The organism is Methylobacterium ajmalii (assembly GCF_036448855.1).
GTDB lineage: Bacteria > Pseudomonadota > Alphaproteobacteria > Rhizobiales > Beijerinckiaceae > Methylobacterium > Methylobacterium ajmalii.
In genome coordinates, this window is sequence record NZ_JAZFXT010000033.1 from 1 (window position 1) to 26,065 (window position 26,065).

22 protein-coding genes, 3 tRNA genes and 2 pseudogenes are annotated in these 26,065 nt (G+C 71.1%); 15 read left to right on the plus strand and 12 right to left on the minus strand.

Translation table 11 applies throughout. From position 1 onward, the window contains the following. Positions 1-95: 95 nt before the first annotated feature. The 5 genes and pseudogenes from V3T34_RS16095 to cas5c all read right to left on the minus strand — a co-directional run bounded on the left by V3T34_RS16095 (position 96) and on the right by cas5c (position 3,723). Positions 96-266, minus strand: coding sequence for a CRISPR-associated endonuclease Cas1 (locus V3T34_RS16095; protein ID WP_305079349.1), 171 nt, complete (start codon positions 264-266; stop codon positions 96-98). A gap of 35 nt (positions 267-301) precedes the next feature. After that, positions 302-1,237 carry a type I-C CRISPR-associated protein Cas7/Csd2 gene (cas7c, locus tag V3T34_RS16100; RefSeq protein ID WP_305079350.1) on the minus strand — a complete coding sequence of 312 codons (936 nt, stop codon included), beginning with the start codon at positions 1,235-1,237 and terminating at the stop codon, positions 302-304. Beyond that, complete coding sequence (gene cas8c / locus V3T34_RS16105) at positions 1,227-2,819, minus strand: type I-C CRISPR-associated protein Cas8c/Csd1 (RefSeq protein ID WP_305079351.1); 1,593 nt, start codon at positions 2,817-2,819, stop codon at positions 1,227-1,229. Before cas8c ends, cas7c begins: the two co-directional genes overlap by 11 nt. After that, a pseudogene (locus V3T34_RS16110) lies at positions 2,759-3,013 on the minus strand (type I-C CRISPR-associated protein Cas8c/Csd1); the annotation flags it as partial. The gene cas8c and the pseudogene V3T34_RS16110, both read right to left, overlap by 61 nt. A gap of 35 nt (positions 3,014-3,048) precedes the next feature. After that, positions 3,049-3,723 carry a type I-C CRISPR-associated protein Cas5c gene (gene cas5c / locus V3T34_RS16115; RefSeq protein ID WP_305079352.1) on the minus strand — a complete coding sequence of 225 codons (675 nt, stop codon included), beginning with the start codon at positions 3,721-3,723 and terminating at the stop codon, positions 3,049-3,051. A gap of 676 nt (positions 3,724-4,399) precedes the next feature. Here cas5c and V3T34_RS16120 point away from each other — a divergent pair. After that, on the plus strand, positions 4,400-4,729 hold the full coding sequence (locus V3T34_RS16120) for a hypothetical protein (RefSeq protein ID WP_060847370.1): 330 nt from the start codon (positions 4,400-4,402) through the stop codon (positions 4,727-4,729). On the opposite strand, the gene V3T34_RS16125 is transcribed toward V3T34_RS16120, so the two are convergent. From V3T34_RS16125 to V3T34_RS16155, 7 genes are all read right to left on the minus strand, one after another. Then, a complete protein-coding gene (locus tag V3T34_RS16125; RefSeq protein WP_305079353.1) occupies positions 4,716-5,426 on the minus strand; it encodes an esterase/lipase family protein in 711 nt (236 codons plus the stop codon). The genes V3T34_RS16120 and V3T34_RS16125 overlap by 14 nt on opposite strands. A gap of 19 nt (positions 5,427-5,445) precedes the next feature. Further along, a tRNA-Lys gene (locus V3T34_RS16130) sits at positions 5,446-5,521 on the minus strand. A gap of 98 nt (positions 5,522-5,619) precedes the next feature. Beyond that, positions 5,620-5,695, minus strand: a tRNA-Lys gene (locus tag V3T34_RS16135). Between the two features lie 98 nt (positions 5,696-5,793). Continuing rightward, positions 5,794-5,869: transfer RNA gene (locus V3T34_RS16140), tRNA-Lys, on the minus strand. Positions 5,870-6,005: 136 nt separating this feature from the next. Next, complete coding sequence (locus tag V3T34_RS16145) at positions 6,006-7,577, minus strand: 2-isopropylmalate synthase (RefSeq protein ID WP_060847368.1); 1,572 nt, start codon at positions 7,575-7,577, stop codon at positions 6,006-6,008. Positions 7,578-8,227: 650 nt separating this feature from the next. After that, complete coding sequence (locus V3T34_RS16150; protein ID WP_331369236.1) at positions 8,228-9,913, minus strand: methyl-accepting chemotaxis protein; 1,686 nt, start codon at positions 9,911-9,913, stop codon at positions 8,228-8,230. A gap of 173 nt (positions 9,914-10,086) precedes the next feature. Further along, entirely contained in the window at positions 10,087-12,453 is a 2,367-nt protein-coding gene (locus V3T34_RS16155) for an oxidoreductase (RefSeq protein WP_305079061.1), read from the minus strand. Positions 12,454-12,842: 389 nt separating this feature from the next. Here V3T34_RS16155 and V3T34_RS16160 point away from each other — a divergent pair, with 389 nt between their 5' ends. The 14 genes and pseudogenes from V3T34_RS16160 to V3T34_RS16225 all read left to right on the plus strand — a co-directional run bounded on the left by V3T34_RS16160 (position 12,843) and on the right by V3T34_RS16225 (position 26,054). Then, on the plus strand, positions 12,843-14,039 hold the full coding sequence (locus tag V3T34_RS16160; protein WP_305079060.1) for an ABC transporter substrate-binding protein: 1,197 nt from the start codon (positions 12,843-12,845) through the stop codon (positions 14,037-14,039). Positions 14,040-14,260: 221 nt separating this feature from the next. Next, positions 14,261-15,184, plus strand: a complete 924-nt coding sequence (locus V3T34_RS16165) for a branched-chain amino acid ABC transporter permease (protein WP_091888904.1) — start codon at positions 14,261-14,263, stop codon at positions 15,182-15,184. A 17-nt stretch (positions 15,185-15,201) separates the two neighbouring features. Next, positions 15,202-16,170, plus strand: a complete 969-nt coding sequence (locus tag V3T34_RS16170; protein ID WP_060849381.1) for a branched-chain amino acid ABC transporter permease — start codon at positions 15,202-15,204, stop codon at positions 16,168-16,170. After that, entirely contained in the window at positions 16,167-16,919 is a 753-nt protein-coding gene (locus V3T34_RS16175) for an ABC transporter ATP-binding protein (protein WP_305079059.1), read from the plus strand. The genes V3T34_RS16170 and V3T34_RS16175 overlap by 4 nt, the downstream gene beginning before the upstream one ends. Next, a complete protein-coding gene (locus V3T34_RS16180) occupies positions 16,919-17,614 on the plus strand; it encodes an ABC transporter ATP-binding protein (protein WP_091888910.1) in 696 nt (231 codons plus the stop codon). Before V3T34_RS16175 ends, V3T34_RS16180 begins: the two co-directional genes overlap by 1 nt. Before the next feature lie 24 nt (positions 17,615-17,638). Beyond that, positions 17,639-18,097 carry a cupin domain-containing protein gene (locus tag V3T34_RS16185; RefSeq protein WP_091888912.1) on the plus strand — a complete coding sequence of 153 codons (459 nt, stop codon included), beginning with the start codon at positions 17,639-17,641 and terminating at the stop codon, positions 18,095-18,097. A gap of 4 nt (positions 18,098-18,101) precedes the next feature. After that, positions 18,102-19,358, plus strand: coding sequence for a flavin-dependent oxidoreductase (locus V3T34_RS16190; RefSeq protein WP_060847361.1), 1,257 nt, complete (start codon positions 18,102-18,104; stop codon positions 19,356-19,358). A 184-nt stretch (positions 19,359-19,542) separates the two neighbouring features. Then, the gene (locus tag V3T34_RS16195; protein ID WP_305079058.1) at positions 19,543-20,304 is read left to right on the plus strand and encodes an SDR family NAD(P)-dependent oxidoreductase; all 762 of its coding nucleotides are present in this window, start codon (positions 19,543-19,545) and stop codon (positions 20,302-20,304) included. Positions 20,305-20,351: 47 nt separating this feature from the next. Continuing rightward, positions 20,352-20,600 (plus strand): annotated as a pseudogene (locus V3T34_RS16200) (MarR family winged helix-turn-helix transcriptional regulator); the annotation flags it as partial. A 207-nt stretch (positions 20,601-20,807) separates the two neighbouring features. Continuing rightward, on the plus strand, positions 20,808-21,641 hold the full coding sequence (locus tag V3T34_RS16205) for an enoyl-CoA hydratase family protein (protein WP_305079068.1): 834 nt from the start codon (positions 20,808-20,810) through the stop codon (positions 21,639-21,641). 245 nt (positions 21,642-21,886) lie between these two features. Further along, entirely contained in the window at positions 21,887-23,032 is a 1,146-nt protein-coding gene (locus V3T34_RS16210) for an acyl-CoA dehydrogenase family protein (RefSeq protein WP_305079057.1), read from the plus strand. 153 nt (positions 23,033-23,185) lie between these two features. Continuing rightward, a complete protein-coding gene (locus V3T34_RS16215; protein WP_305079067.1) occupies positions 23,186-24,772 on the plus strand; it encodes an AMP-binding protein in 1,587 nt (528 codons plus the stop codon). After that, a complete protein-coding gene (locus V3T34_RS16220) occupies positions 24,769-25,212 on the plus strand; it encodes a RidA family protein (protein WP_091888920.1) in 444 nt (147 codons plus the stop codon). The genes V3T34_RS16215 and V3T34_RS16220 overlap by 4 nt, the downstream gene beginning before the upstream one ends. Continuing rightward, a complete protein-coding gene (locus tag V3T34_RS16225) occupies positions 25,212-26,054 on the plus strand; it encodes an alpha/beta hydrolase (RefSeq protein WP_305079066.1) in 843 nt (280 codons plus the stop codon). The genes V3T34_RS16220 and V3T34_RS16225 overlap by 1 nt, the downstream gene beginning before the upstream one ends. Positions 26,055-26,065: the final 11 nt, after the last annotated feature.

Genomic DNA, 26,065 nt, shown 5'->3' on the forward strand with positions numbered 1-26,065 from the left:
CGAAGGAGGGCTCCAGATGCCTCCGAGATCACTGGACCCCTCCTTCGAGGCTCACTGCGTTCGCACCTCAGGATGAGGTTGCGGGTTGGAAAGCCTTAATGCCAAAAAGCTTCACGCCCGTGTCGTGTATCGTATGCCCTGCCGACGCAAGTCTGCTTAGCGCGGCCCGGGCGGTCGGCGTGCAGGAAGCCGACCTGCGGGTCGAGCCCGTGCGTCTCCAGGGCCGACCGGCACTCGTGGCCGCGCAGCCCCTCGACGTCGTCCACGCTCGGCGCGCGCCGGGCGATCCCGGGGCCACCCGCTACCGCTCGATCACCTCAACCCCCTCCGGCAGCCCGTCCCGGTCCACCGTGACGCGGTAATCCGCGAAGCTGCGGGCCGGGGGCCAGTTGTCGGTGGCGTCGGCGCCGATCTCGTGCGCCTCGCCCTTGTGCACCCGCAGGGTCCGCACCCGGTCGAACAGGACGTGGGCCGGCGCGTTGCCGAGCGCGGTGGCGTGACGGAAGATCACGAGCTTGCGGGTCGCCATCTCGCCGCGGGCGGCGGAACGGTCGTGGTCGAACATCTGCCCGAGCGCCTCGAACAGGAGCGCGAGGTCATCGTCCGAGAAGCCCGTGCCCTTCACCGGATGCGAGGCGAGCGGCGCCGAGACGAAGCCGTGGGCGCGGTAGAGGCCGTAGGGCACGATGTGCTTGCGGCCCATGGTGCGCCCGCCCTTGGCCTCGGCATCGGCCTCCGTGGTGGCGGCGAGCCGGGTGATGGCGATCTCGAGCGGCAGGACCGGCTCGACCGAGCGCGCGAAGGCGAGCTGGACCGGGCCGCGCACCTGGCCGGCATTGACGCCGGTGGTCATCACCGCCCCGAAGGTGCGGATGTCCCAGAAATTGGCGCACATCCAGCGCGTCAGCTCCCGCGCCTTGGCCTCCTTGGGCAGCTTCTTCTGGTCCTCGGGCTTGGCCTCCGGCATCACGGCGGTCCAGGCCCGGCGGTGTTCGGCGTTCAGGGTGGCGCCGTCGCGCATGTAGATCTCGTGGCCCGGCGCCTCGGGGCGGGCGAGCGCGACGTAGTTGCGGATCTTGCGCTTGAGGGCGACGTCGGAGACGAGGCCTTGGTTGGTCTCGGGATCGAGCCGGGGCAGGTTGCCGGCATCCGGGTCCCCGTTCGGATTGCCGTTCTGCACGTCGAAGGACAGCACGAATTCGTGGCGGCGGGTCACGCCGGCGGCCTCAGACGTCATCCTGGCGGTCCTCGCTCCGGCTGTCCTGGGTGGTCTCGGCCTCGACCGCGGCCGCGAGGGCCGGCCGGCCGGCGAACTGCGCCTGGCGCTGGTGGTAGTAGCCGATGGCGAAGCGCCCCTGGGCCTCAAGGCGCAGCACGCGGGGTAGCGCCGAAGGCAGCCGCTCGACGATCTCGCCGATCTCGCGCTCGATCCAGTAATCCTTGCCGTCCTTGCGCAGGCGCCCGACATGGTTCTGCGCGCCGCGCAGGAGCAGCGGGAAGACGCCCGCCGGCGTTGCCGAGGCCGCCCCGAAGTAGCGGTCGCGGATGGTGGCGTTGATCCCCCGCCCGAGGGCGAGGCGCTGCGCGGCCTCGAGCGCCGCGAACAGGCGCCCGAGCTGATAGGCGGGGCTGGGATCGTCCTTGTCGAGGCTCACCGGAATCTCTCCTCGGTCACCGTTGAGGCGCAGGTCGCGCGTCAGGCAGGCGCGGATGGCGGCGGCGTGCCAGCCGGTCGCCGGGTCGTCGCCCGCCCGCAGCCGCACCAGGGCGGCGGCGAGCCAGCTGCGCGGGTAGCGCGTGCCGGCGAGCACCGCCCGGGCGACCTCGCCGGCGAGCAGGGGCGGGATGTTGTCGAACTTCTCCTGCAGCGCCGTCGTCTTGACGAGCAGGCGCCCGACGGCGGGCGATCCGCCCCAGCCGCGGGGCCGAGGCGCGAGGGCGAGGTCGGCGTGGTGCTGCGCCAGGCGCCGCGCGAAGGCCTCGAAGGAATCCTCCAGCCAGAACCGCACCGAGAGGCGCGCGGCGTTGGGCGCGAGCCCCAGGACGTAGAAGCGGGTGCCGGGCGCGACCTGCGGCGCCACCGCCTCGACCGGGCGGCCCGCGGCGAGCGCCGCGAGCGCGTCGCGGATCAGCGCGGCCTCGGCGGCGTCCCGGTCGGGGGCCGGGCCCGGGGCGGGATCGAACCAGGACGCGAAGGTGTCCTCCGCCGCCTTGGCCGCGTCCTCGCCGACCGTGGCCGAGGTGTCGGCCCAGAACGCCACCGTGGCGTCGCCGAGCGGCCGGCGCAGGCGGTTGCGGCTGGCGCGGTCGAGCATCCGGTTGAGGGCCGCGCCGTAGCGGAAGCCCGCCTCCGCCGAGACCGGTGCGTTGTCGCCCTGCACCTTGCCGTAGGACGTGAAGGCATTCTGGTTAAACGAAACCAGCGATGCGCCGGAGGATTGCGCGCCCTCCACGCCCTTGATGGTCGGATGGAGCCGCAACGGCGCGGCGGGCCGGCCGGTGACGAGGCAGGCCGGGCCCGTCGCCTCCGCGGCGGGAGAGCCCGCCACGAGGCGCCGGGCCGCGGGGCGGTCGTGGAGGTAGCCCTCCACGCCGGCCAGCTCGAAGACCACGTTGACGTCGAGCATATCCGGCTTGAACGGCGCGGCGTCGAACGCCGCCGGATCCCAGGAGTCGAGGAACCGGGCGAGGGCAGGAGGCCCGGATCGTCGGTTCCCGCCAGCAGGTCGCCGTGCAGCGCCTTGAAGGCGGCGTGCTCCTCGGCCGTGCGGCGGCCCGGGCCGGCGGTGCGGCCGAGGACGTAGGCGGTCTTGTCCCACAGCCGGTTCGGCAGGATGCCGGCGGTGCGCTTCACCGCGGCCGGCACGTCGACGAGGCGGGGCTGGCGCTTGCGGCCCACCGGCTCGTGCAGGTCCCGCACCTCGACGACGGCGCCGTCCGGCGCGAGCCGGAGGCAGAACCCGATCTTCTCGCGGGAGAAGCCCGGCGCCTCCGCCTCGCCCCGCGCCGCCATGCGGTCGTAGTAGCGGTCGAGGGCCTGCAGGATCGTCACGTCGCCGTCCCCTCGGCGAGGCAGGCCCGCACGTCGAGCACGCCGTCCGCGAGGCGGGCGCGGAAGAACCGCGACGCCCGCTCCGGCCCGACGATGTCGTGCAGCATCCAGCCGAGGTCGCGCTCGCGCTGGTCGGCGGGCAGCGTGCTCTCCGGCAGGGGATCGGCCTCGGTGAGGAGGGCGAAGTCGGCCGGGAACTCGCGCGTGCCGAGGCAGGGCCGGTGGAAGCACTGGCCCGCCGCCGCGCGGCGGTTGAACATGCTCAGGTACTTGGCCGGCGTGTCGTCGCGGCCGGCCTTGTCGGTGAGGGCGAAACGCGCCTCGATGACGTAGGCGACGTCCGTGAGCAGGGTCGCGGCCCGCTGCTGGCGCTTCTCCTCGACGACGAGGCCGAGCCCCGCCGTCGAGCCCGCCTGCATGGCGCGCTCGGCGAGGGCCGACGACACCTTGTCCTCGACCTCGTTGCGCCGCAGCGACTGGAAGCGGATCGGCCGGAGGACGTGGATCCGGTCGACGACCCAGCGCATCTGCGGCTTCCACAGAACAGCCTCGAGGATGCCGCGGGCGGCCGACGGCGTCATGACGTCGTAGGAGACGCGCTCCACCTTCATCTCGGGTCGCGTGAAGCACGCCCGGTCGCCCCAGACGTGAAGCTTGATGCCGTATCCCACCGGCGGCCTCCGATGATCCTGACAGTGTATTTCGATTGCGACTTGTGCCCGATATCCCGGGGCACGATGACCTTCATTTTGAGTCGATCGAACGGCGACATCCGCTTTTACAGCGAACGCCATTGCGGGCAAATCTTGTAACCGGAGGCTTGTTCCTGGCGACAGCATCGCGAGGACTGGGGCTCGATGCAACCGAACGCGAGCGTCTCGCAGCTCTCATGCGCGCCGATCCCGGTTCGCGTGCCAAAGTTGCCACTCGACGAGGAGGCGCCGCCGTCCGAGCGGGAGCATTTTTCGACGAAGCGGCAGGATCGGAGACCCGGAGCAGCGTTCTCGGTCCGGCGGGCCGGGTCCACCCGCTTCGCCCTTCCCTCCCGCCCGGGACCGCGCCGACGACACGCCGAACCCGCGGGCCCGCCGGTTCCGGTCGCATCGGAGCGGGGAATCGGTGATCGCCCGCGGCCCGTCCGGCCCCTCGAATGGTGCGGGCGGCAGCGGATAACCGCCTTCGAGGGAGGAGGACCGGTCTTCGTCAGGAGAGCGGCGTGCATCCGGCCGCATCTTTTAACATCGCCTAACATAGGCCGCTGCGGAACCGACATTGACGGCCAAGCTTGCGCGTCGATAGGCCGGCATGCCGTCACGTCGGGGGCGTCCCGAGCAGAGGCCGGATTCGATGAAGACCTTCGTTCTCGCATTGCCCCTGCTGGCCGCATCGGCGGTGACCCTGCCCGCGGCGACCGCCGGGGCGGCGCCCGGCGACATGAGCCGGCACCCGGTCTGCGCCTCCTTCGCGCGGTACGCGGTGCAATGGAACACCCGGGCCAAGAACGCCGGGTGTCGCCTCAAGGCCCCCTTCAACGGGGCCGAAGGCTCCTACTACAAGTGGTGCATGGGAACCGACGACGCCCAGTTCCGGATCCGGAGCCCGCAGGCCCTCGGCCACAAGAAGAACCTCGAGGACTTTTGCACGAAGCAGTCCGGGGCGACCTTCAGCCTGGGCTGACCGCCCTCGGCGCGAGCCGGCCCCCTCCCCCGCCGGCATCGCCCGGCCGGGGCGGCGTCCAGGCGGCCAGGGCGGCCAGCACGGCCGCGACGGTCCCGGGGTGGTCCATCAGGCGCGTGTGGTCGCCCGGAACCGCGATCCAGGCCTCGCCGAGGCCGGGACGGGCGCGCGCCACGCTCACCAGGCCGTCATGGGGCGTCGCGAGCCGGGTGTGGAAGAACGGGATCAGGGCCCGGGTGCCGGCCACCGCCACGAGCGGGCAGGCGGGCATGGGGATCGTCGCCGCGGCGGCGGGGCGCAGGTCCAGGAGGGCCGGGCCGAACAGGGCGCGGCCGAGCCGGAAGGCGGAGACGCGGTCGGCGGCCTCGCTGCCGCGATGCGGCGTCCCGATGGTCACGAGGCCGGCGGCGAGATCGGGCTGTGCCGCGGCGAGGTGGCGGGCGACGAGGCCGCCCATGGAATGGCCGACGAGGACGAGCTTGACGCCGGCCCGGTGCCGCAGCGCCGCGACGGCGGGGTAGAGGTGATCGGCGCAGGCCGCGAGGTCGAGGCGGCGGGAGGGATAGCCGAGGCACGCCGCGCGATGGCCGGCGGCGTCGAGATGCGCGGCGAGGCGCGCCATGCTGCGCCGGGTGCGGCCGAGGCCGTGCAGGAGCACCACCGTCGCGGGTGTGCCGCCTGCGGCTGCATCGGTCATCGGGATCTCGGGGAGAGGATGGTGGGCGCACTAGGGCTCGAACCTAGGACCCGCTGATTAAGAGTCAGCTGCTCTACCAACTGAGCTATGCGCCCGTCGCCGCGAGGCGATGAGGGGAACGGCCACCAACCGTTCCGCCGATACCGGAGACCGCGAGGGCATCCGGGGTGGGTCACTGCGAGAGTAACCCGAATGGTGGGCGCACTAGGGCTCGAACCTAGGACCCGCTGATTAAGAGTCAGCTGCTCTACCAACTGAGCTATGCGCCCATCGCCGGGAGGCGACAAGGGGAACGGCCACCAACCGTTCCTCTGGTGCCGGAGACCGCGAGGCTTCCGGGATCAGTTACCGTGAAAGTAACTTGGATTGGTGGGCGCACTAGGGCTCGAACCTAGGACCCGCTGATTAAGAGTCAGCTGCTCTACCAACTGAGCTATGCGCCCGCTCTCACAAGAGAACGTCCGGGGAAGCCACCAAACCGCCCCGGCGGTGAGGGTCGTTTAATCGGCCGGCGGAGGGCTGTCCAGCCCCGAACCCGCCGGCCGGTCGATTTTTTGCCGGCTCGCGCCGGCGCTCGGGTTACTCGGCGGCGGCGTGCTGGGCGTGCAGGCGGCTGGCGCCGGCCATCAGCTTGTTGAGCGCGGCGAGGTAGGCCTTGGCCGAGGCGACCAGGGTGTCCGGGTCGGCGCCGCGGGCGGTGACGATGCGGTCGTCCTGGCGCAGGCGCACAGAGACCTCGGCCTGGGCGTCGGTGCCCTCGGTGACGGCGTGGACGTCGTAGAGCTCCAGGGCGGCCTCGTGCGGCACCAGGGCGTGGATCGCCTTGAACACCGCGTCGACCGGCCCGTTGCCGTCGGTCTCCTCGGTGACGACCCGGCCCTCGATGTCGAGCTTCATCGTCGCCCGCTGCGGGCCGCGGGTACCGGCCATCACCGTCAGCGAGACGAGCTTGATGCGGTCGTGCGCGGTCGCCAGGTTCTCGTCGACCAGGGCCTCGATGTCCTCGTCGTAGACGTGCTTCTTGCGGTCGGCCAGCGCCTTGAACCGCTCGAAGGCGTCCTGGAACTGGTTGTCGGACAGCTGGTAGCCCATGTCGTCGAGCTTCGAGCGGAAGGCGGCGCGGCCCGAATGCTTGCCCATCACCAGCGAGGTCTTGTGCACGCCGACCGATTCCGGCGTCATGATCTCGTAGGTAGTCTGGTTCTTCAGCATCCCGTCCTGGTGAATGCCGCTCTCGTGGGCGAAGGCGTTCCGGCCGACGATCGCCTTGTTGTACTGCACCGGGAAGTGGGTGGCGCCGGCCACCAGCTTCGAGGCGCGCACCAGCTGGGTGGTGTCGATGCCGGTGGCATAGGGCAGCACGTCGGCGCGGGTCTTGATCGCCATCACGATCTCCTCCAGCGCGGCGTTGCCGGCCCGCTCGCCGATGCCGTTGATGGTGCACTCGATCTGGCGCGCGCCGCCCTCGATGCCGGCCAGCGAGTTCGCCACCGCCAGGCCGAGATCGTTGTGGCAGTGGACGGAAAACACCGCCTTGTCGGAATTCGGCACCCGCTCGCGCACGGCCCGGAACATCGCCCGGTACTCCTCGGGCGTGGCGTAGCCCACGGTGTCGGGCAGGTTGATGGTGGTGGCACCGACCCGGATCGCCGCCTCGACGCAGCGGCACAGGTAGTCGATCGGCGTGCGGGTGGCGTCCATCGCCGACCACTCGACGTCCTCGACGAGGTCGCGGGCCTGGGCCACGGTCTTCAGGATGATCTCCAGGACCTCGTCCTCGGTCTTGCGCATCTGGTGGGCCAGATGGATCGGCGAGGTCGAGACGAAGGTGTGGATGCGGCCGCGACGGGCGAACTTCACCGCCTCGCCGGCCCGGGCGATGTCGGCGGGAATCGCACGCGCGAGGCCGGCGATCACCGCGGACTTCGCGCGGCGGGCGATCTCGGCGACCGCCTCGAAGTCGCCGTTCGAGGCGATCGGGAAGCCGGCCTCGATGATGTCGACGCCCATCGCGTCGAGCATCTCGGCCACCGCCAGCTTCTCCTCCAGCGTCATGGTGGCGCCGGGGCATTGCTCGCCGTCGCGCAGGGTGGTGTCGAAGATCAGGACGCGCTCGGAAGCGGCGGGGGTGCGGGCGGTCGTGTCGGTCATGTGCGGAAAATCCTGGTTCGCCCGGGATCGCAAAGGTCGCGCGGGCGCAGCTGGTCGGCAGGTCTCTCAGATCCCCCAAGGGCCCAGGCGCGCGCCCGGACGGCCCTCAGGGGCTGGTAAGGAGAAGGCCGGCGAGGAGGAGCGCGCGCGACCGCGCCGCCGCGAAGGCGGTCGTCGGGGGCGTCAGCAGGGAGCCGGCATGAGCCACGGCTCGCGTCTCCTAAAGGGTGCGGGACCCGGTGCGAGACTCGTCGTGTACCGGCCCGCGGGCGCGATGACAAGCCGCGGCGCGATCGGCCCGGCGGCCTGGAGACGGACTTCCCGGCGAGTGACGGCCCCCACCCTGCCGGTTCGTCACACGGCGAGCGCCCGCATCGTCCCCCGGGCGGGACGATGCGGGCCCTCGATCAAACAATCACCGGACTCTTCTCGGGACAGGTCATGAATGTCGCGAGAAAACCTTTGATCCGACCCGCCCCTCGTCCCGAGGCGCGAGTCCATCTTTGAGGGACCGATCTCGAACGATTCCTCCAGTCGACGCGAACATCCATGGCGCCTTCCTTCGAGATGTCGGTCGACTGGCACTCGACTGACACCTCGGGATGAGGTCGTGGATGGGATGGAACGCATCGATTCCGTCTAGCAGGCGGTCAGGCCGCCCGGACGGTGGCGAGGAACTGCGCGACCTCGGCCGCGAGGTGCTCGGACTGGCGCGTGAGGGCGGAGGCCGCGGTGAGCACTTGGCCCGCCGCCGCCCCGGTCTCCTCGGCCGCGCCCGCCACGCCCGCGATGGTGCTGGTGACCTCGCCGGTGCCGGCCGCCGCCTGGGAGACGTTGCGGACGATCTCCTGGGTCGCCGCCCCCTGCTCCTCGACCGCCGCGGCGATCGAGGTCGCCACGGTCGAGATCTCCTCGATCCGCGCGGTGATGCCGCCGATCGCGCCGGCGGCCAGACCCGTCGAGGCCTGGATCGCGGCGATCTGCGAGGTGATCTCCTGCGTCGCCCGGGCGGTCTGGCCGGCGAGTTCCTTCACTTCCGCGGCGACCACCGCGAAGCCGCGGCCGGCCGCACCCGCGCGGGCGGCCTCGATGGTGGCGTTGAGCGCCAGGAGGTTCGTCTGGCTGGCGATCGAGGCGATCAGCCCGACCACGTCGCCGATCCGGGCGGTCGCCTCGGTGAGGGTACGGACCTGGTCGGCGGTCTGTCCGGCCTCCGCCACCGCGGCACGGGCGAGCCGGGCCGAGCCGTCGACCTGGCGGCCGATCTCCTGGACCGAGGCGCCGAGCTCCTCGGCCGCCGCCGCCACCGTGCCGACGTTGGACGAGGCCTGCTCGGCCGCCGCCGCGACGGTGGTCGATTGCGCGGCGGTCTCCCGCGCCGTCGCGGTCATCACCTCGGCGGTCGCCTGCAGCTCGTTCGCGGAGGTCGAGACCCGGCCGACGATGCCGCCGACCGCCGCCTCGAAGGCATCCGCCATCTGGCGCATCCCGACCCGGCGCTGCTCCTCGGCGGAAGCGCGGGCGAGCGCGGTCTCCTCCTCCAGGGCGCGAGCCCGCTGCATGCTCTCCTTGAACACCTGCACGGCGCCCGCCATCGCGCCGATCTCGTCGCGCCGGCCGATGCCGGGAACCGGTACCGCGAGGTCGTGGCGCGCCAGCCGCTCCATGGCGGCGGTCATGCGGGCGATCGGCCGGGCGACGCCGAGCAGGGAAAAGACGATCGCCCCGATGGCGGCGGCGAGGGCCAGCGCGGTCATCACCCCGGCGACCAGGATGCCGCCGCCGGCGCTGGCGCTGCTGCGCTCCGCGCTGGCGAGCGCCGCCTCGGCGTTCATCGCCACGATGGACTTCAGGGCGCCGGTCGCCTGGGCGTTGGTGGCGGTCATCTCGGGCCCGGTCAGGGTCGCGAGTGCCGAGGCCTGGTCGCCGGCCGCCATCGCGCCGGTCACCGACTTCTGGCCCTCGAGATACTCGCTCCACTTCGCGACGAAGCGGTCGAACGCCGTCCGCTCCTCGGGGCCGGAGATCAGCGGCGCGTAGCGCGCCTGGAGGTCGACCAGCGCCTGGCGGCCCTTGATCAGGGCCTGCTCGTTGCGGTCGTAGGCGGCATCGTCGGTCGAGGTCACGACGAAGCGGTACAGGTTGAGCCGGTAGCTCTGGGTCTCGGCGTAGATCTGGCTGATCAGGTTCGAGGCCGGCAGCCGGGTCTGCGCAATCGCGACGATGTCGTCCCGCAGCGTCATCAGGCGCAAGATGCCGTTGCCGCCCTGCGCCACGCCGAAAAGCATCAACGTCAGAATCGTCCCGATCAGGACCTGCTTGATCGACAACTTCATCACGAAACCGCCCGGCATCGATGGTCGCGCCTCACGATCCGAGGCGCCGACATGCATAGGTCCGGACTTGTTATATCTTGATGAATCACACTGTAGTTGGCGCACAAAGCGTCACGGCGTCGAAAAGATCGGCAGCGCCGCCGGTGCGGGCGGCACGCCGTCGCCGCTGCAGCCTATTCCGCCGCCGGCTGCCCGGCCTGGTGCGGCCGCGGCCGGGCCTTGCGGCGCAAGGCGATCTCCTGCTCGCGCGCCTTCGGCAATTCGCGGTGGGCCTGGTCGCGGCCGGGCCGATAGGGCTTCGGCCAGGCCTGGGTGCGGGCGTCGTACCAGGCCGAGGCCTGGCGGCAGAAATTCGGGTTCCACAGGTGCGGCCGGCCGAGCGCGACGATGTCGGCCCGGCGGGTGTGCAGGATGGTGTTGACCTGGCCCGCCTCCGTGATCGCGCCGACCGCCATCACGGCCATCGGGGCGCGGTTGCCGGCGCGGTTGCGGATCGCGTCGGCGAACTGGACCTGGAACATCCGGCCGTAGACCGGGCGCTGGTCGGCGACGGTCTGCCCGGCCGAGACGTCGACGAGGTCGCAGCCCGCCTCGTGCAGGGCCTCGGCCACCGCCACCGTGTCGGCCTCGGTCATGCCGCCCTCGGCCCAGTCGGTGGCGGAGATGCGCACCGACATCGGCCGCTCCGCCGGCCAGGCAGCCCGCATCGCGGAGAAAACCTCGAGCGGGAAGCGCAGGCGGTTCTCGATCGACCCGCCGTATTCGTCGGTGCGGGTGTTGGTGAGCGGCGAGAGGAACGAGGCCATCAGGTAGCCGTGGGCGCAGTGCAGCTCCAGCATGTCGAAGCCCGCCCGCGCCGCCCGCTCGGTCGCCTGGACGAAGTCGTTCCGCACCCGGTCCATCCCGGCCCGGTCGAGGGCGTGCGGCACCTGGCTCACGCCGTCGATGTACGGGACGGGGGAGGCCGAGACGACCGGCCAGTTGCCGTCGGGTAGCGGATGGTCCATCCGCTCCCAGCCGACCTGCGTCGAGCCCTTGCGACCGGCGTGCCCCAGCTGCATCACGATCTTCGTGTCGGTATGGGCGTGGACGAAATCGACGATGCGGGCCCATTGCGCCTCGTGCGCGTCGGTCCACAGGCCCGGGCAGCCGGGGGTGATGCGGGCCTCGGCCGACGGGCAGGTCATCTCGGTGAAGAGCAAGCCCGGCCCGCCGAGCGCGTGCGAGGTGTAGTGCACGAAGTGCCAGTCGGTGAGGTTGCCGTCCCGATCCGCCGAGTACTGCGCCATCGGCGCCATCGCGACGCGGTTCGGGATCCGCATCTCGCGCAAGTGCAGGGGCGTGAACATCGGCGTCGGCCGGCTCTCCCTGTAATCCTCGCCGGTCTCGGCCTGGAGACGGGCGTAGAACGCGTCGTCCACGGCCGCGACATAGGCGGGATCGCGCACCACCAGGTTGTCGTAGGTGACGGATTTCGCCCGGCACATCACCACCATGGAGAACTGCGCGGGGTCCATGTCCCAGGAGCGGTTCATGTGCTCGAACCAGGCGAGCGACACGTCGGCATTGTGCTGCACCACCTGGCAGGGGGTGCGGCGCGCCCGGTCGTAGGCCGCAAACGCCGCCTGGACGTCGTCCTCCGCCTTCTCGACCAGCGCGTCCGAGAGCGCGATGGCGCATTCCATCGCAAGCTTGGTGCCCGAGCCGATCGAGAAATGCGCCGAGGCCTTGGCGTCGCCCAGCAGCACGATGTTGCCGTGCGACCAGTTGTGACAGAAGATCCGCGGGAAGCGGCGCCAGGTCGAGCGGTTGAGGAGCAGGCCGTGGCCCTGCAGTTCCTCGGCGTACATCGCCTCGAGGACCCGGCGCGCGCCCTCCTCGTCGGCCTCGGTGAAGCCGTGGCCCTGCCAGCAGGCCTCGTCCATCTCGAACACCCAGGTCGAGCGGCCCGGCTCGTACTGGTAGGTATGGGCGCAGACGATGCCGTGCGGCGTCTCGCGGAAGAAGTAGTTGAACTCGTCCATCGGCCGGGTCGAACCCATCCAGCAGAAGCGGTTGGACTTGATCTCCACTTCCGGCCGGAACGCATCGCGAAAATGCTCGCGGATGCGCGAGTTGATGCCGTCGCAGGCGACGATGACGTCGGAATCGGGGAAGCGCTCCTTGAGCCGGTCGGGCGGGACGCTCTCGCCGAAATGCAGCGCCACCCCCTCCTCGCGGCAGCGCTCCTGCAGGATCTGGAGCAGGCGCATCCGGCTCACCCCGGCAAAGCCGTTGCCGCCGCAGCGCATCACCGTGCCCTGCTTGTGGATCGCCACGTCGTCCCAGTACGAGAAGGCGTCGCGGATGCGGGAGAACGAGCGGGGATCGCGCGACAGGAACTCGTGCAGGGTCTCGTCGGAGAAGACCACGCCGAAGCCGAACGTGTCGTCGGCCCGGTTCTGCTCGTAGAGCTCGACCTGCCAGCCGGGCCGGCGCTTCTTGGTCAGGAGCGCGCAATAGAGCCCGCCGGGTCCGCCGCCGATCACCGTGACGCGCATGAAGGGCTCCTTCGTGGGGCGGCGGGTCCGCCGGCAGAGAAACTTTATACTTGAAATATCGCGGCGCAAGGGGGCCTCGCGAAGGCGCACCGACCGGCCCGCCGTCGGCCCGGCGGCCGATCGTGAGCGGCCGTCCGAATGCTGCGATGCAGCGAGCAAAACGTCTTGTTTTTCAGCATAGTGCTCGTTGCACTGCACACCAATGCGGCATGGCGGAAAAATCATCGAGGGCGGTTGCCAGACGATATTTCATGCGTAAAGTATTCCGGGCGGGACAGGCCGGGATCCAACGAAAGAGCGTCGCCTTCGCGCCTCGTGCCGACTCGACTTCGGCCGCTTCGCACCGGACAAGTGCCGACGATGCTCTCGACAGACAAGGGACACACGGGATGACGCCGATCCGGAACGCCAGCCGCCTCGCGGCCGCTCTCTTGGGCGCCACGCTGCTGGCAGGCCCCGCCGCCGCGCAGGGCCAGGGGGAAGGATCTGGGAAGGTCCGGGTCGGGCTGATGTTCACCCTCTCTGGCCCCTCGGCGGTGCTCGGCGAGCAGGGCCGCGACGGGTTCCTCTTGGCCCTCGACAGCTTGGGCAAGAAGCTCGGCGGCCTCGAGGTCGAGGTGGTGACCGTCGACGACGAGCTGAAGCCCGATGTCGCGACCAACAAGGCGCGGGAACTGGTGAAGCGCGACCGGGTCGACTTCGTGGTCGGACCGACCTTCTCCAACGTGCTGCGCGCGGTGGTGCGTCCGGTGACCGACGGCGGCGCCTTCCTGATCTCGCCCAACGCCGGCACCTCGAACTATGCCGGGACGGAGTGCAACCCGAACCTGTTCGTTTCCTCCTACCAGAACGACCAGGTCCACGAGGTGCTGGGCAAGTACGCCCAGAACAAGGGCTACAAGCGCCTAGTCCTGCTCGCGCCGAACTACCAGGCCGGCAAGGACTCGCTCGCCGGCTTCAAGCACTCCTACAAGGGCGAGGTGGTGAACGAGATGTTCACCCCGCTCGGCCAGCTCGACTTCTCGGGCGAGCTCGCCCAGATCTCGGCCGCCCAGCCCGACGCGGTGTTCGCCTTCATGCCCGGCGGCATGGGCGTCAACCTGGTGCGCCAGTACCGCCAGGCGGGCTTGAGCACGATCCCGTTCCTCTCAGCCTTCACGGTCGACGAGAGCACCCTGCCGGCCCAGAAGGACGCGGCGGTCGGGTATTACGGCGGCGCCAACTGGGCGCCGGACCTCGACAATCCGCAATCCAAGGCCTTCGTCGCCGCCTACGAGAAGAAGTACGGCAGCGTGCCCGGAACCTACGCCATGCAGGCCTACGACGCCGCCCTGATGATCGACGCCGCGGTCAAGCGCGCTAAGGGCGACCTCAAGGACAAGGATGCGATCCGCGCCGGCCTCAAGGCCGCCGAATTCCAGTCCCTGCGCGGCAACTTCAAGATCGGCAACAACCACTACCCGATCCAGGACTTCTACCTCGTCAAGGCCGCCAAGCGCCCGGACGGGAAGTACGAGACCCAGATCGCCGAGAAGATTTTTTCGAACTATCAGGACAACTACGCCGCCGAGTGCAAGATGAAGTAAAAAAATTTCCCTGGAGATTTCGTCTCGCTGCGTCATCCCGGGGCTCGCCGCAGGCGAGAACCCGGGATCCATAACCGCCGAGGATGCCGGATGAAGCGGAACCGTTCCACCTCTGCCTGCCGCGTCAGCGGTTATGGATCCCGGGTTCTGCTTCGCGGCCCCGGGATGACGTGGAGGGTCTTGGAGACCGCAGGGCAGACCTCTCACCCGCAAGTCGCGTCATGCTCAACCTGTTCCTGATTCAGGCGCTGAACGGCGTCCAGCTCGGCATCCTGCTCTTCCTGGTCGCGGCGGGGCTGACGCTGATCTTCGGGGTGATGGACCTCATCAACCTCGCCCACGGCGCACTCTACATGATCGGCGCCTATCTGGCCGCGACGTTCACCGCCGCCACCGGCAGCTTCGGCCTCGGACTCCTGCTGGCTTTGCCGGCGACGCTCCTCTTCGGCCTTGCCCTCGAAGTCCTGGTGGTGCGCCACCTCTACGGGCGCGACCACCTCGACCAGGTGCTCGCCACCTTCGGGCTGATCCTGATCCTCAACGAGGGCGTGCGGATCGTCTGGGGCGCAGCCCCCATGAGCGTGCCGGTGCCGGACGCCTTGTCGGGCTCGGTCCGCCTCGTCGGCACCCTGCATTACCCGCTCTACCGGGTCGCGATCATCGCCGCCGGCCTCGCCACGGCTCTGGGCCTGCACCTCCTCGTCAACCACACCCGGCTCGGCATGCGGTTGCGGGCAGGCGCCAGCAACGGCCCGATGGTGGCGGCGCTCGGCATCGACATCCGCCGGCTCTTTCTGGTGGTGTTCGGCCTCGGTGCGATGCTGGCGGGCTTCGCCGGCGCGATGGTGGCGCCGATCCTCTCCGTCGATCCCGGCATGGGCGATTCGGTGCTGATCCTGACCTTCGTGGTCATCGTCATCGGCGGCGTCGGCTCGGTGCGGGGCGCCTTCGTCGCCGGTCTCCTCGTCGGCCTCGCCGACCAGCTCGGGCGCACCTTCGGGCCGATCCTCCTGCGCAGCGTGATGGATGCCTCTGCCGCCTCGCAGACCGGACGGACGCTCGCCCCGATGCTGATCTACATCCTGATGGCGGCGATCCTGTTCTTCCGGCCCTCCGGCCTGTTTCCGGCGCGGGGGGCGCGATGAGCACCCTCGTCGCCCGCATGGCCGCCGCGCCGCCCCGGCGCCGGGCCGTCTTCCCCGGCGCGGCGTTGGCCGGGCTGGTCCTGGCCGCGCTCGCCGCCCTGCCGGTCGCGGCCGAGGCCGCCGGCCTCCCCTTCCTGGTCGTCACCGCGACCCGGATGATGATCTTCGGGCTCGCCGCCCTCTCCCTCGATCTCGTGCTCGGCTACGGCGCGATGGTGTCGTTCGGCCACGCCGCCTTCATCGGGCTCGGGGCCTACGCGGTCGGCATCCTCGACGCCCACGGCATCCGCGACCTTGCGGTGCAGGCACCGGTGGCGGCCGGAGCTTGCGCGCTCTTCGCCCTCGTCACCGGGGCGATCAGCTTACGCACCCGCGGCGTCTACTTCATCATGATCACGCTGGCCTTCGGGCAGATGGCGTATTTCTTCATGGTCTCGCTCGCGCCCTACGGCGGCGACGATGGGCTGCCGCTGTCGGGCCGCTCGACCCTGTTCGGGATGCGGCTGATCGAGGGCGACCCGGCCCTGTTCTACTGCGTGCTGGCGGTGCTGATGGCGGCGTTGCTGGTGCTCCGCCGCGTCGTCGCCTCGCGCTTCGGCCGGGTGCTCCGCGGCAGCCGCGACAACGCGGTGCGGATGCAGGCGGTCGGCTTCTCGCCCCTGCCCTACCGGCTCACCGCCTACGTGATCGCCGGCGCCATCGCGGGGCTGGCCGGGGTACTGCTCGCCAACCAGGCCGAGTTCGTCTCGCCGGCCTACATGAGCTGGCAGCGCTCGGGCGAGCTGATCGTCATGGTGGTGCTCGGCGGCATGGGCACGCTGGTCGGGCCGGTCGTCGGCGCCGCCGCGCTGATCGCCCTCGAAGAGGTGCTGGCGCATTATTCCGACCACTGGCGCCTCGGCCTCGGGCTGATGCTGGTCGCCGTGGTGCTCCTCTCCCGCGGCGGCCTCGCGGGGCTGGCGGCGAAGATCGGGAGGCGCGCGTGACTCCGCTCCTTTCCGTTCGCAACCTCCGCAAGTCCTACGGCGCCCTGAAGGTCACCGACGACGTCAGCCTCGACGTGGCGTCGGGCGAACTGCACGCGATCATCGGCCCGAACGGCGCCGGCAAGACCACGCTGATCCATCAGCTGTCGGGCAGCCTGCCGAGCGATTCCGGCACGGTCCATCTCGCCGGCGAGGACGTGACGGCCCTGCCGATGGTGGCGCGGGTGCGCCGGGGGCTGGCCCGCTCGTTCCAGATCACCTCGATCCTCGACGGGTTCTCGGTGCTGGAGAACGTGGCGCTGGCGGTCCAGGCCCGATCCGGTTCGAGCTTCCGCTTCTTCCGCCCCGCCGCGAGCGAGACGGCGCTCGACGCCGAGGCGATGGATGCGCTGGGCCGCGTCGGCCTCGCCGACCGCGCCGCGCGCCGGGCCGGCAGCCTGTCGCACGGCGAGAAGCGCCAGCTCGAACTGGCGGTGGCGCTCGCGACGAAGGCCCGCCTGCTCCTCCTCGACGAGCCGCTGGCCGGCACCGGCCCGGAGGAAGCGGCGATCCTGGTCGGGCTGATGCGCGAATTGAAATCCACCCACACCCTCGTGCTGATCGAGCACGACATGGACGCGGTGTTCGCGCTCGCCGACCGGATGAGCGTGCTGGTCTACGGCCGCGTCATCGCGAGCGGCGCGCCGTCCGTGGTCCGCTCCGATCCGGCGGTGCGCGCCGCCTATCTCGGCGAGGAGGAGGCGGCCTGATGCTCACGGTCGAGGGCCTGGAGAGCGCCTACGGCGATTCCCGCATCCTGTTCGGGATCGACCTCTCGGTCGCCAAGGGCGAGGTGGTGACGCTGCTCGGCCGCAACGGCATGGGCAAGACCACCACCGTGAAGTCGATCTTCGGCCTCCTGAAGCCCCGGGCCGGCCGGATCCTGATCGACGGCGAGGACATGGCCGGGCGCCCGTCCCACCTCGTCGCGCGGCGCGGCCTCGGGCTGGTGCCGGAAGGCCGCCAGGTCTTCCCGACCCTCTCGGTCGAGGAGAACCTGGTAGCCACCCATCGCGGCGGGCGCGGCGCCAAGTGGAGCCTCGAGGCGGTCTACCGCCTGTTCCCTCGCCTGAAGGAGCGGCGGCGCAACGGCGGCGACCAGCTCTCGGGCGGCGAGCAGCAGATGCTGGCGATCGGCCGGGCCCTGATGACCAATCCCCGCCTCGTCGTCCTCGACGAGGCGACCGAGGGGCTGGCCCCGCTGATCCGCGAGGAGATCTGGGCCTGCCTGCGGGCGATCAAGGACGAGGGCGAGGCGATCCTGGTGATCGACAAGAACGTCGATGCGCTGGCTCGCTTCGCCGACCGGCACGTGGTGATCGAGAAGGGCCGCGTGGTCTGGACCGGCACCAGCACGGCGCTCCGCGAGGCGCCGGAGGTGAAGGACCGGTTCCTTCATGTGTGAAACATCCGTCGAAGGAGTAGGCCCATGACCCCCATGACCGCAGGCATCACCCGCGCCGGTGAGGGCATCGAGGGCGTCCGCTGGAACATCCTCGGGCAGATCTACGTGCCCAAGCAGCATTCCGAGAGTTCGCTGTCCTGGCACGCCACCTTCCCGCCGGGCACCTTCGTGCCGCCGCACATCCACCCGACGCAGGACGAGTTCCTGTACATCCTGCAAGGCCGGCTCACCGCCGTGCTCGACGGGCAGGAGAGCGTGGCCGAGCCCGGCGACACGATCCGGCTGCCGCGGGGCCAGCCGCACGGGCTGTTCAACCGCTCGGACGCCGACGTGAAGTGCGTGTTCTGGGTCTCGCCGGCGCGCCGCCTCTACGACCTGTTCTGGGCCCTCCACAATCTCGGGCCGCAGGCGAACCCTGCCGACGTGGTGGCGATCTCGGCCAAGCACGAGGTCGATTTCCTGCCGCCCCCGGACGCGGAGTGAGCCGATGCGCGTCCTCATCGTCGGCGCCGGGATCGGGGGCCTTGCCACCGCCCTGATGCTCCACCGGCGCGGCATCCGCGCCACGATCGTCGAGCAGGCCTCCGAGGTGCGGGAAGTCGGCGTCGGCATCAACACCCTGCCACACGCGATCCGGGAACTGGCCGAGCTCGACCTGCTGCCGGCCCTCGACCGGGTGGCGATCCGCACGAGGGAACTCGCCTACTTCAACCGCCAGGGCCAGGAGGTCTGGCGCGAGCCGCGGGGGCTGGAGGCCGGCCATCCGGTGCCGCAATTCTCGATCCATCGCGGGCGCTTGCAAGCGGTCCTGTACGATGCGGTGCGCGAGCGGCTCGGCCCAGACGCGGTCCGGACCGGGCTGGCGCTCTCCGGCTTCATGCAGGACGAAGGCGGGGTCACGGCCCACTTCACCGACGCGCTCCGGGGCGATGCCGGCCGGACCATCCGGGCCGACGTGCTGATCGCCTGCGACGGTATCCACTCGGTGGTGCGTAAAAAATTCTTCCCCGACGAGGGCCCGCCGCGCTGGGACGGGGTGCTGATGTGGCGCGGCGCCACCGAGTGGGCGCCCTGGGGCGACGGCCGCACCATGGCGATCGGCGGCGGCATGGGGGCGAAATGCGTCCTCTACCCGATCGCCGAGGCCGAGGGCGGCCGCCAGCTGATGAACTGGGTGGTGTTCGTGAAGATGGCGGACGGCACGATCTCGCCGCCCCCGAAGGAGAGCTGGTCGCGCCCCGCCCATCGCTCGCAGGTGCTGCCCTACGCCCGCCGCTTCGCCCTGCCGGGTTTCGACCTCGCGGCGCTGGTCGAGGCGACGCCGCAGATCTTCGAATACCCGATGTGCGACCGCGATCCGCTGCCGCGCTGGACCCACGGGCGGGTGACGCTGCTGGGGGATGCCGCCCACCCGATGTACCCGGTCGGGTCGAACGGTGCCTCGCAGGCGATCCTCGACGCGCGGGCGCTCGGCGACGCGCTGGCGGGCGCCGAGCATCCGATGCAGGCGCTCCACAGGTATGAGGCCGAGCGCCGGCCGAAGACCGCCGAGATCGTGATGCTCAACCGCAAGGGCGGGCCGGAGCGGGTGATCGACGAGGTCGAGAAGCGGGCCCCGGCAGGGTTTTCCCGCATCGAGGAGGTGCTCAGCCACGCCGAGCGCCAGGCGATCGTCGGGGGCTATGCCGGCAAGGCCGGGTTCGCGGTGGCGGGGAACGTGAGCCCGCTGCGGGTGGCGGTTTAGCTCCTTCCCCTCCCCCTTGTGGGGAGGGGCTAGGGGTGGGGGTGGTGCAGGATAGAGCGCGAGACTTCTCCGGCACCACCCCCACGCGGGATCTTCGATCCCCATGACCCCTCCCCACAAGGGGGAGGGGAAGCGACCAACTCACGAACGACCCGCGCCCAAATCCTTTAAGGTTGAAATATCCATGACCCACACCTCTCCCCGCCACATCCTGGTCACCGGTGCCACCCGCGGCATCGGGCGGGCGATCGCGGCCGGGTTCGTGGCGGCGGGGGAGCGGGTGACCGTGCTCGGCCGCACACAGGAGAGCGCCGAGCGGGCAAAGGCCGAACTCGGTGCCGCCCACGCCGTCGCGGCCGACGTCACCGATGCGACCGCCCTGGAGCGCGCCCTGGCGCACGCCGCCGAGCGGGCCGGCCCGGTCGCGGTGCTGGTCAACAATGCCGGCGGGGCCGAGACCGCGCCGCTCGCCCGCAGCGACGTCGACACCCTGCGGCGGATGATGGCGCTCAACCTCGAGCCGGTGCTGGTCGCCGCCCGTGCCGTCGTGCCCGGCATGAAAGCGCAAGGCGGGGGGCGGATCGTCTCGGTCGCCTCCACGGCCGGGCTGAAGGGCTACGCCTATGTCGGCGCGTACTGCGCCGCCAAGCACGCGGTGGTGGGTCTCACCCGGGCGCTGGCGCTCGAACTCGCCGCCACCGGCATCACCGTCAACGCGGTCTGTCCCGGCTTCACCGACACCGACCTCGTCGGCAGTGCCATCGACGGGCTGGAGGCGAAGACCGGCCGCGGCCGCGACGACCTCCTCACCGAGTTCACCCGCCACAACCCGATGGGCCGCCTGATCCGTCCGGAGGAAGTGGCCGACGCGGTGCTGTGGCTCGCCGGGCGGAATGGCGGCGCCGTCACCGGCCAGGCCGTCGCGGTGGCGGGAGGCGAGCTGTGAACGCCCCCACCGAGATCTCCGCCGAGCCCCCGGCCCACCGCAGCGAGGTGCGGCTGTGGCTGCGCCTGCTCACCACCGCCAACACCATCGAGGCGGAGATCCGTCGCCGCCTGCGCGACCGCTTCGATACCACGCTCCCCCGTTTCGACCTGCTGGCGCAGCTCGAACGGGCGCCCGACGGGATCCAGCTCGGGGAATTGTCGCGCCGGATGATGGTGTCGAACGGCAACGTCACCGGCCTCGTCGAGCGGCTCGCGCAGGAAGAGCTGATCGACCGGCAGGTCTCGGAGACCGACCGCCGGGCGGTGCAGGTCCGCCTGACGGCCAGGGGCCGCGCCGTCTTCACCGAGATGGCGCGGGCGCATGCCGACTGGATCGCCGAGCTCGTCGGCACCCTCGATCCGTCCGAGCAGGAAGCCCTGTCCACCCAGCTCTCCGCCCTCAAGGCCTCGGTGCGGCCGGGTGCGCCAGCAAAACCCAAGCAGAAACGTCAGGGAGGCACCATGAGGCGCCAGAACGCCATCGCGGCCCCGCTCGCCGGGTTCACGCCGCAGCATTTCGGCTTCGCGATCGAAGGCGGCATCGCGACCGTGACCTTGAACCGGCCGGAGAAGAAGAACCCGCTCACCTTCGAGAGCTACGCGGAACTGCGCGACACCTTCCGGGCCCTGCGCTTCGAGGAGAGCGTGACGGCCGTGGTGATCACGGGGGCCGGCGGCAACTTCTCCAGCGGCGGCGACGTGTTCGAGATCATCGAGCCGCTGACCGCCATGGGCGCCGCCGACCTCCACGCCTTCACCACGATGACCGGCGACCTCGTCAAGGAGATGCGGGCCTGCCCGCAGCCGATCGTGGCGGCGGTCGAGGGCGTCTGCGCGGGCGCGGGCGCCATCGTCGCCATGGCCTCCGACCTGCGGGTGGCGGCCATCGGAGCCAAGGTGGCGTTCCTGTTCAACAAGGTGGGGCTGGCCGGCTGCGACATGGGGGCCTGCGCGATCCTGCCCCGGATCATCGGCCAGGGCCGGGCCTCCGAGCTTCTCTATACCGGCCGCTTCATGAGCGCCGAGGAGGGCGAGCGCTGGGGCTTCTTCAACCGCCTGGTCCCGGCGGGCGAGGCCCTGAACACGGCCCGCGAGACCGCCCGCGCGCTCACGCAGGGCCCGGCCTACGCCAACGGCCTGACCAAGCGGATGCTGCACATGGAATGGGCGATGGGGGTGGATGCCGCCATCGACGCCGAGGCGATGGCCCAGGCGCTCTGCATGAAGACCCAGGATTTCCGCCGCGCCTTCGAGGCCTTCGCGGGCAAGACCAAGCCGGTCTTCGAGGGGAATTGAGTATTTTTCGGTTTCATTGAAAAAAAAATCAAATCCTCCATCGTCATCCCGGGGCCGCGAAAGCGGAACCCGGGATCCATAACCGCCATCATTTCAGAAAAAGTCGGCATGCATTCCGCCTCATCCGGCATCTTCAGCGTTTATGGATCCCGGGTTCTCGCCTGCAGCGAGCCCCAGGATGACGTGGAGGGTGATCGAAGGGGGCGCCCCATCATTCGACTGACGCCATCAAGTAGGCCCTGACCATGCCCGACCGGACCTTCCTCGACTGGCCGTTCTTCGAGCCGCGCCACCGCGACCTCGCCGCGCAGGCCGACGACTGGGCCGCCAGCACGGTGCCGGCCCTCGTCGACCACCACGACGTCGACGGCTCGTGCCGGCGGCTCGTCGCGGCGCTCGGCGAGGCGGGGTTCCTGCGCTTCGCCGCCCCCGAGGACGGGGTGTTCGACGTGCGGGCGCTCTGCCTCCTGCGCGAGACCTTCGCCCGCCACGACGGCCTCGCCGATTTCGCCTTCGCCATGCAGGGCCTCGGCACCGGGGCGCTGACGCTGTCCGGCACGCCGGCCCAGCGCGAGGCGGTGCTGCCCGGGGTGCGGGCGGGCCGCCGCATCGCCGCCTTCGCGCTCACCGAGCCCGAGGCCGGCTCCGACGTCGCCCAGATCGCGCTCGCGGTGCAGCCGGCCGGCGACGGGATGGTCCGGCTCGACGGCGAGAAGACCTGGATCTCGAATGGCGGCATCGCCGACACGTACGTCGTCTTCGCCCGCAGCGGCGAGGCGCCGGGGGCGCGGGGCCTCTCGGCCTATCTCGTGCCGGCGGACACGCCCGGCCTAAGAATCGCGGAACGGCTCGACACCATCGCGCCCCATCCCCTCGCACGGCTGCATTTCGAGAATTGCCGCGTGCCGGCGCAGAACCGCATCGGCGAGGCGGGCGCCGGCTTCAAGGTCGCGATGGCGACGCTCGACGTGTTTCGCTCCACCGTCGGCGCCGCCGCGCTCGGCTTCGCCCGCCGCGCCCTCGATGCGTCGCTCGCCCGCGCGCAGAACCGCACGCTGTTCGGGGCGCCGCTCGCCGCGATGCAGCTGACCCAGACCAGCCTCGCCGAGATGGCGACGGCGATCGATACGGCGGCGCTCCACGTCTACCGCGCCGCCTGGACCCGGGATTCGGGGGCGCCCCGCATCACCCGCGAGGCCGCGATGGCCAAGATGGTGGCGACGGAGGCCGCGCAAGAGGTGATCGACCGGGCGGTGCAGCTCCATGGCGGCGAGGGCGTCCGCTCGGGCTCGGTGCCGGAGACGCTCTACCGCGAGATCCGGGCGCTGCGGATCTACGAGGGCGCCACCGAGGTCCAGAAGCTCGTCATCGCCCGCCAGATTCTCGCCTGAGAGGAGGTTCGTCCGATGGAGGCTGCCGTGCCGGAAACTCGTCCCATCGCGTATCCCGAAGCCGTTGCCGGGGACGCTCCCCGCCCGGGCGGCAGCCCGTGGGCCCGGCGGCCGGACACCTTCGTGCGGGACAACCTGCCCCCGCCGGACCGGATGCCGGACTTCGTCAACCTCGACCGGCTCGGCTATCCCGAGCACCTGAACGCCACGGTCGAACTGGTGGACCGGCACGTCGCAGAGGGGCGCGGCGAGCGGGTGGCCCTCGTCGGGCCGGACGTGACCTGGACCTATGCCGAGCTGGCGCGCCGGATCGACCGGATGGCGAACGTGCTGGTCGACCGGCTCGGCCTCGTCCCGGGCGGGCGGGTGCTGCTGCGCTCGGCCAACAACCCGACCAAGGTCGCGCTCTACCTCGCGATCATCAAGGCGGGCGGAATCGTGGTCGCGACCATGCCGCTCCTGCGGGCGCGGGAACTGACCCAGATCCTCGACAAGGCCCGGATCCCGCTCGCGCTCTGCGATGCCGGCCTGATCGACGAGATGGCGAAGGCCGTGGACGGGCGCGCCGAACCGGTGCGGGTCGTCACCTGGCGCGGCACCGCCGGGGGCGAACTCGGCGACCTCCTCCGCGACGCCTCCGACCGGTTCGAGCCGCCCCTCACCCGGGCCGACGATCCGTGCCTGCTCGGCTTCACCTCCGGCACCACCGGCCTGCCGAAGGCGACGATCCACTACCACCGCGACCTCCTGGTGATCTGCGACGCCTATGGCCGCGAGGTGCTGCGGGCGACGGAAGACGACGTGTTCATCGGCTCGCCGCCGCTTGCCTTCACCTTCGGCCTCGGCGGGCTGGTGCTGTTCCCGTTCCGGGTCGGCGCCCGGGCGGTGCTGCTCGAGAGGGCGGGCCCGGCCGACCTCGCGGCGGCGATCGCGCGCTACCGCGCCACCGTGCTGTTCACCGCGCCCACCGCCTACCGGGCGATGCTCGGCCTGATCGGCCAGCACGACCTGTCGAGCTTGCGCAAGTGCGTCTCGGCCGGCGAGACCCTGCCGGCGCCGACCTGGCACGCCTGGGCGAAGGCGACCGGCCTCAAGCTGATGGACGGCATCGGCGCGACCGAGATGCTGCACATCTTCATCGCCTCGCCCGAGGACGAGATCCGCCCCGGCGCGACCGGACGGCCGGTGCCGGGCTACGAGGCCAGGGTGATCGATCTCGACGGCAGGCCGTGCCCGCCCGGGGTGCCGGGGCGGCTCGCGGTGCGCGGGCCGATCGGCTGCCGCTACCTCGCCGACGAGCGCCAGATCGTCTACGTGCAGGACGGCTGGAACGTCACCGGCGACACCTACCTGCAGGACGCCGACGGCTATTTCTGGTTCCAGGCCCGCAACGACGACATGATCGTCTCGGCCGGCTACAACATCGCCGGCCCCGAGGTGGAGGCGAGCCTGCTCGCCCATCCGGCGGTGGCGGAGGTCGGCGTCGTCGCCGCACCCTGCCCCGAGCGCGGCCGCATCGTCGCCGCCTACGTGGTGCTCAACCCCGGCTTCGACGGGACCGAGGCCCTGACCAAGGCGCTGCAGGAGCACGTGAAGACCGACCTCGCGCCCTACAAGTATCCGCGGGCGGTGCACTACGTGCCCGCCCTGCCCAAGACCGAATCCGGCAAGCTGCAACGCTTCGCCCTGCGCCGGCAGGCCGAGGCGGAGGCGGCGACCGTCCAGGGAGAGACCGCATGACCGCCAGCCCGATCCCGCTCCGCCCCGCGACGGAGGCGCCCGCGCTCACCACCCTGCAGCCGCCGGGCTGGAAGAAGCCGAAGGGCTACGCCAACGGCATGGCCGGCCGCGGCACCGTGGTGATGACCGGGGGCCTGATCGGCTGGGACGAGAACGAGGTGCTGGCCGAGGGCTTCCTCCCCCAGGTCGAGCAGATCCTGCGCAACATCCTCGCCGTCCTGGCCGAGGCCGGGGGCGGGCCGGAGCACGTCGCGCGGCTCACCTGGTACGTGCGCAGCGTCGACACCTATCGCGCCTGCCTGCCCGAGCTCGGGCCGGTCTACCGCCGGGTGATGGGCCGCCACTTCCCCGCCATGGCGCTCGTCGGCGTCGCCGACCTCGTCGAGCCGGGCGCGCTCGTCGAGATCGAGGCCACCGCGATCGTGCCGGACGCCGCGTGATGCAACCCGTCTCCTGGACGACCGGCGGGACGCTCGGCGACATCGACCGCGCCTACGACAATCTCGGCGCCATCCCGGACGCCAGGACCTATCCGCCGCGCTGGATCGCGGCGGCTGCGGCGTTCCGGGAAGGCCTCGTCGCGCAAGGGCGCGCTCGCCTGGGCCTGCCCTACGGGGCCGGCCCGCGCCACGCCTACGACCTCTTCCTGCCCGAGGGCACACCCGCCGGCCTCGCGGTGTTCATCCATGGCGGCTACTGGAAGGCGTTCGACCGCTCGGTCTGGTCGCACCTCGCCGCCGGGCCGCTCGCCCACGGCTACGCCGTCGCGGTGCCGAGCTACACGCTCTGCCCCGAGGCCCGCATCGCCGTCATCACCGCCGAGATCGCCGCCTTCCTCGACCGGGCGAGCGCCGAGGTGGCGGGGCCGATCCGCCTCGCCGGCCATTCCGCGGGCGGGCACCTCGTCAGCCGGATGCTCTGCACCGACATCACCCTCGCCTGCGCCGGGCGGATCGACCGGGTGGTGTCGATCAGCGGCGTCCACGATCTGCGTCCGCTCCTCGGCACGGCCATGAACGCGACCCTGCGCCTCGATCCCGGAGAGGCCCGGGCCGAGAGCCCGGCCCTGCGCGAGCCGCGCCCCGGCGCGCACCTGATCGCGGTCGCGGGCGCCGACGAGCTGCCCGAATTCCTGCGCCAGAACCTGCTGCTGCCGACGATCTGGCACGGGCTCGGGGCGCGGGCCGAGGCGTTCGAGATCCCGGGGCGTCACCACCTCGGCGTCGTCGAGGACCTGGCCGATTCGGCGAGCGCGCTGACGCGGGCGCTGGCGGGCGGCTGAGGCCGCCCGCT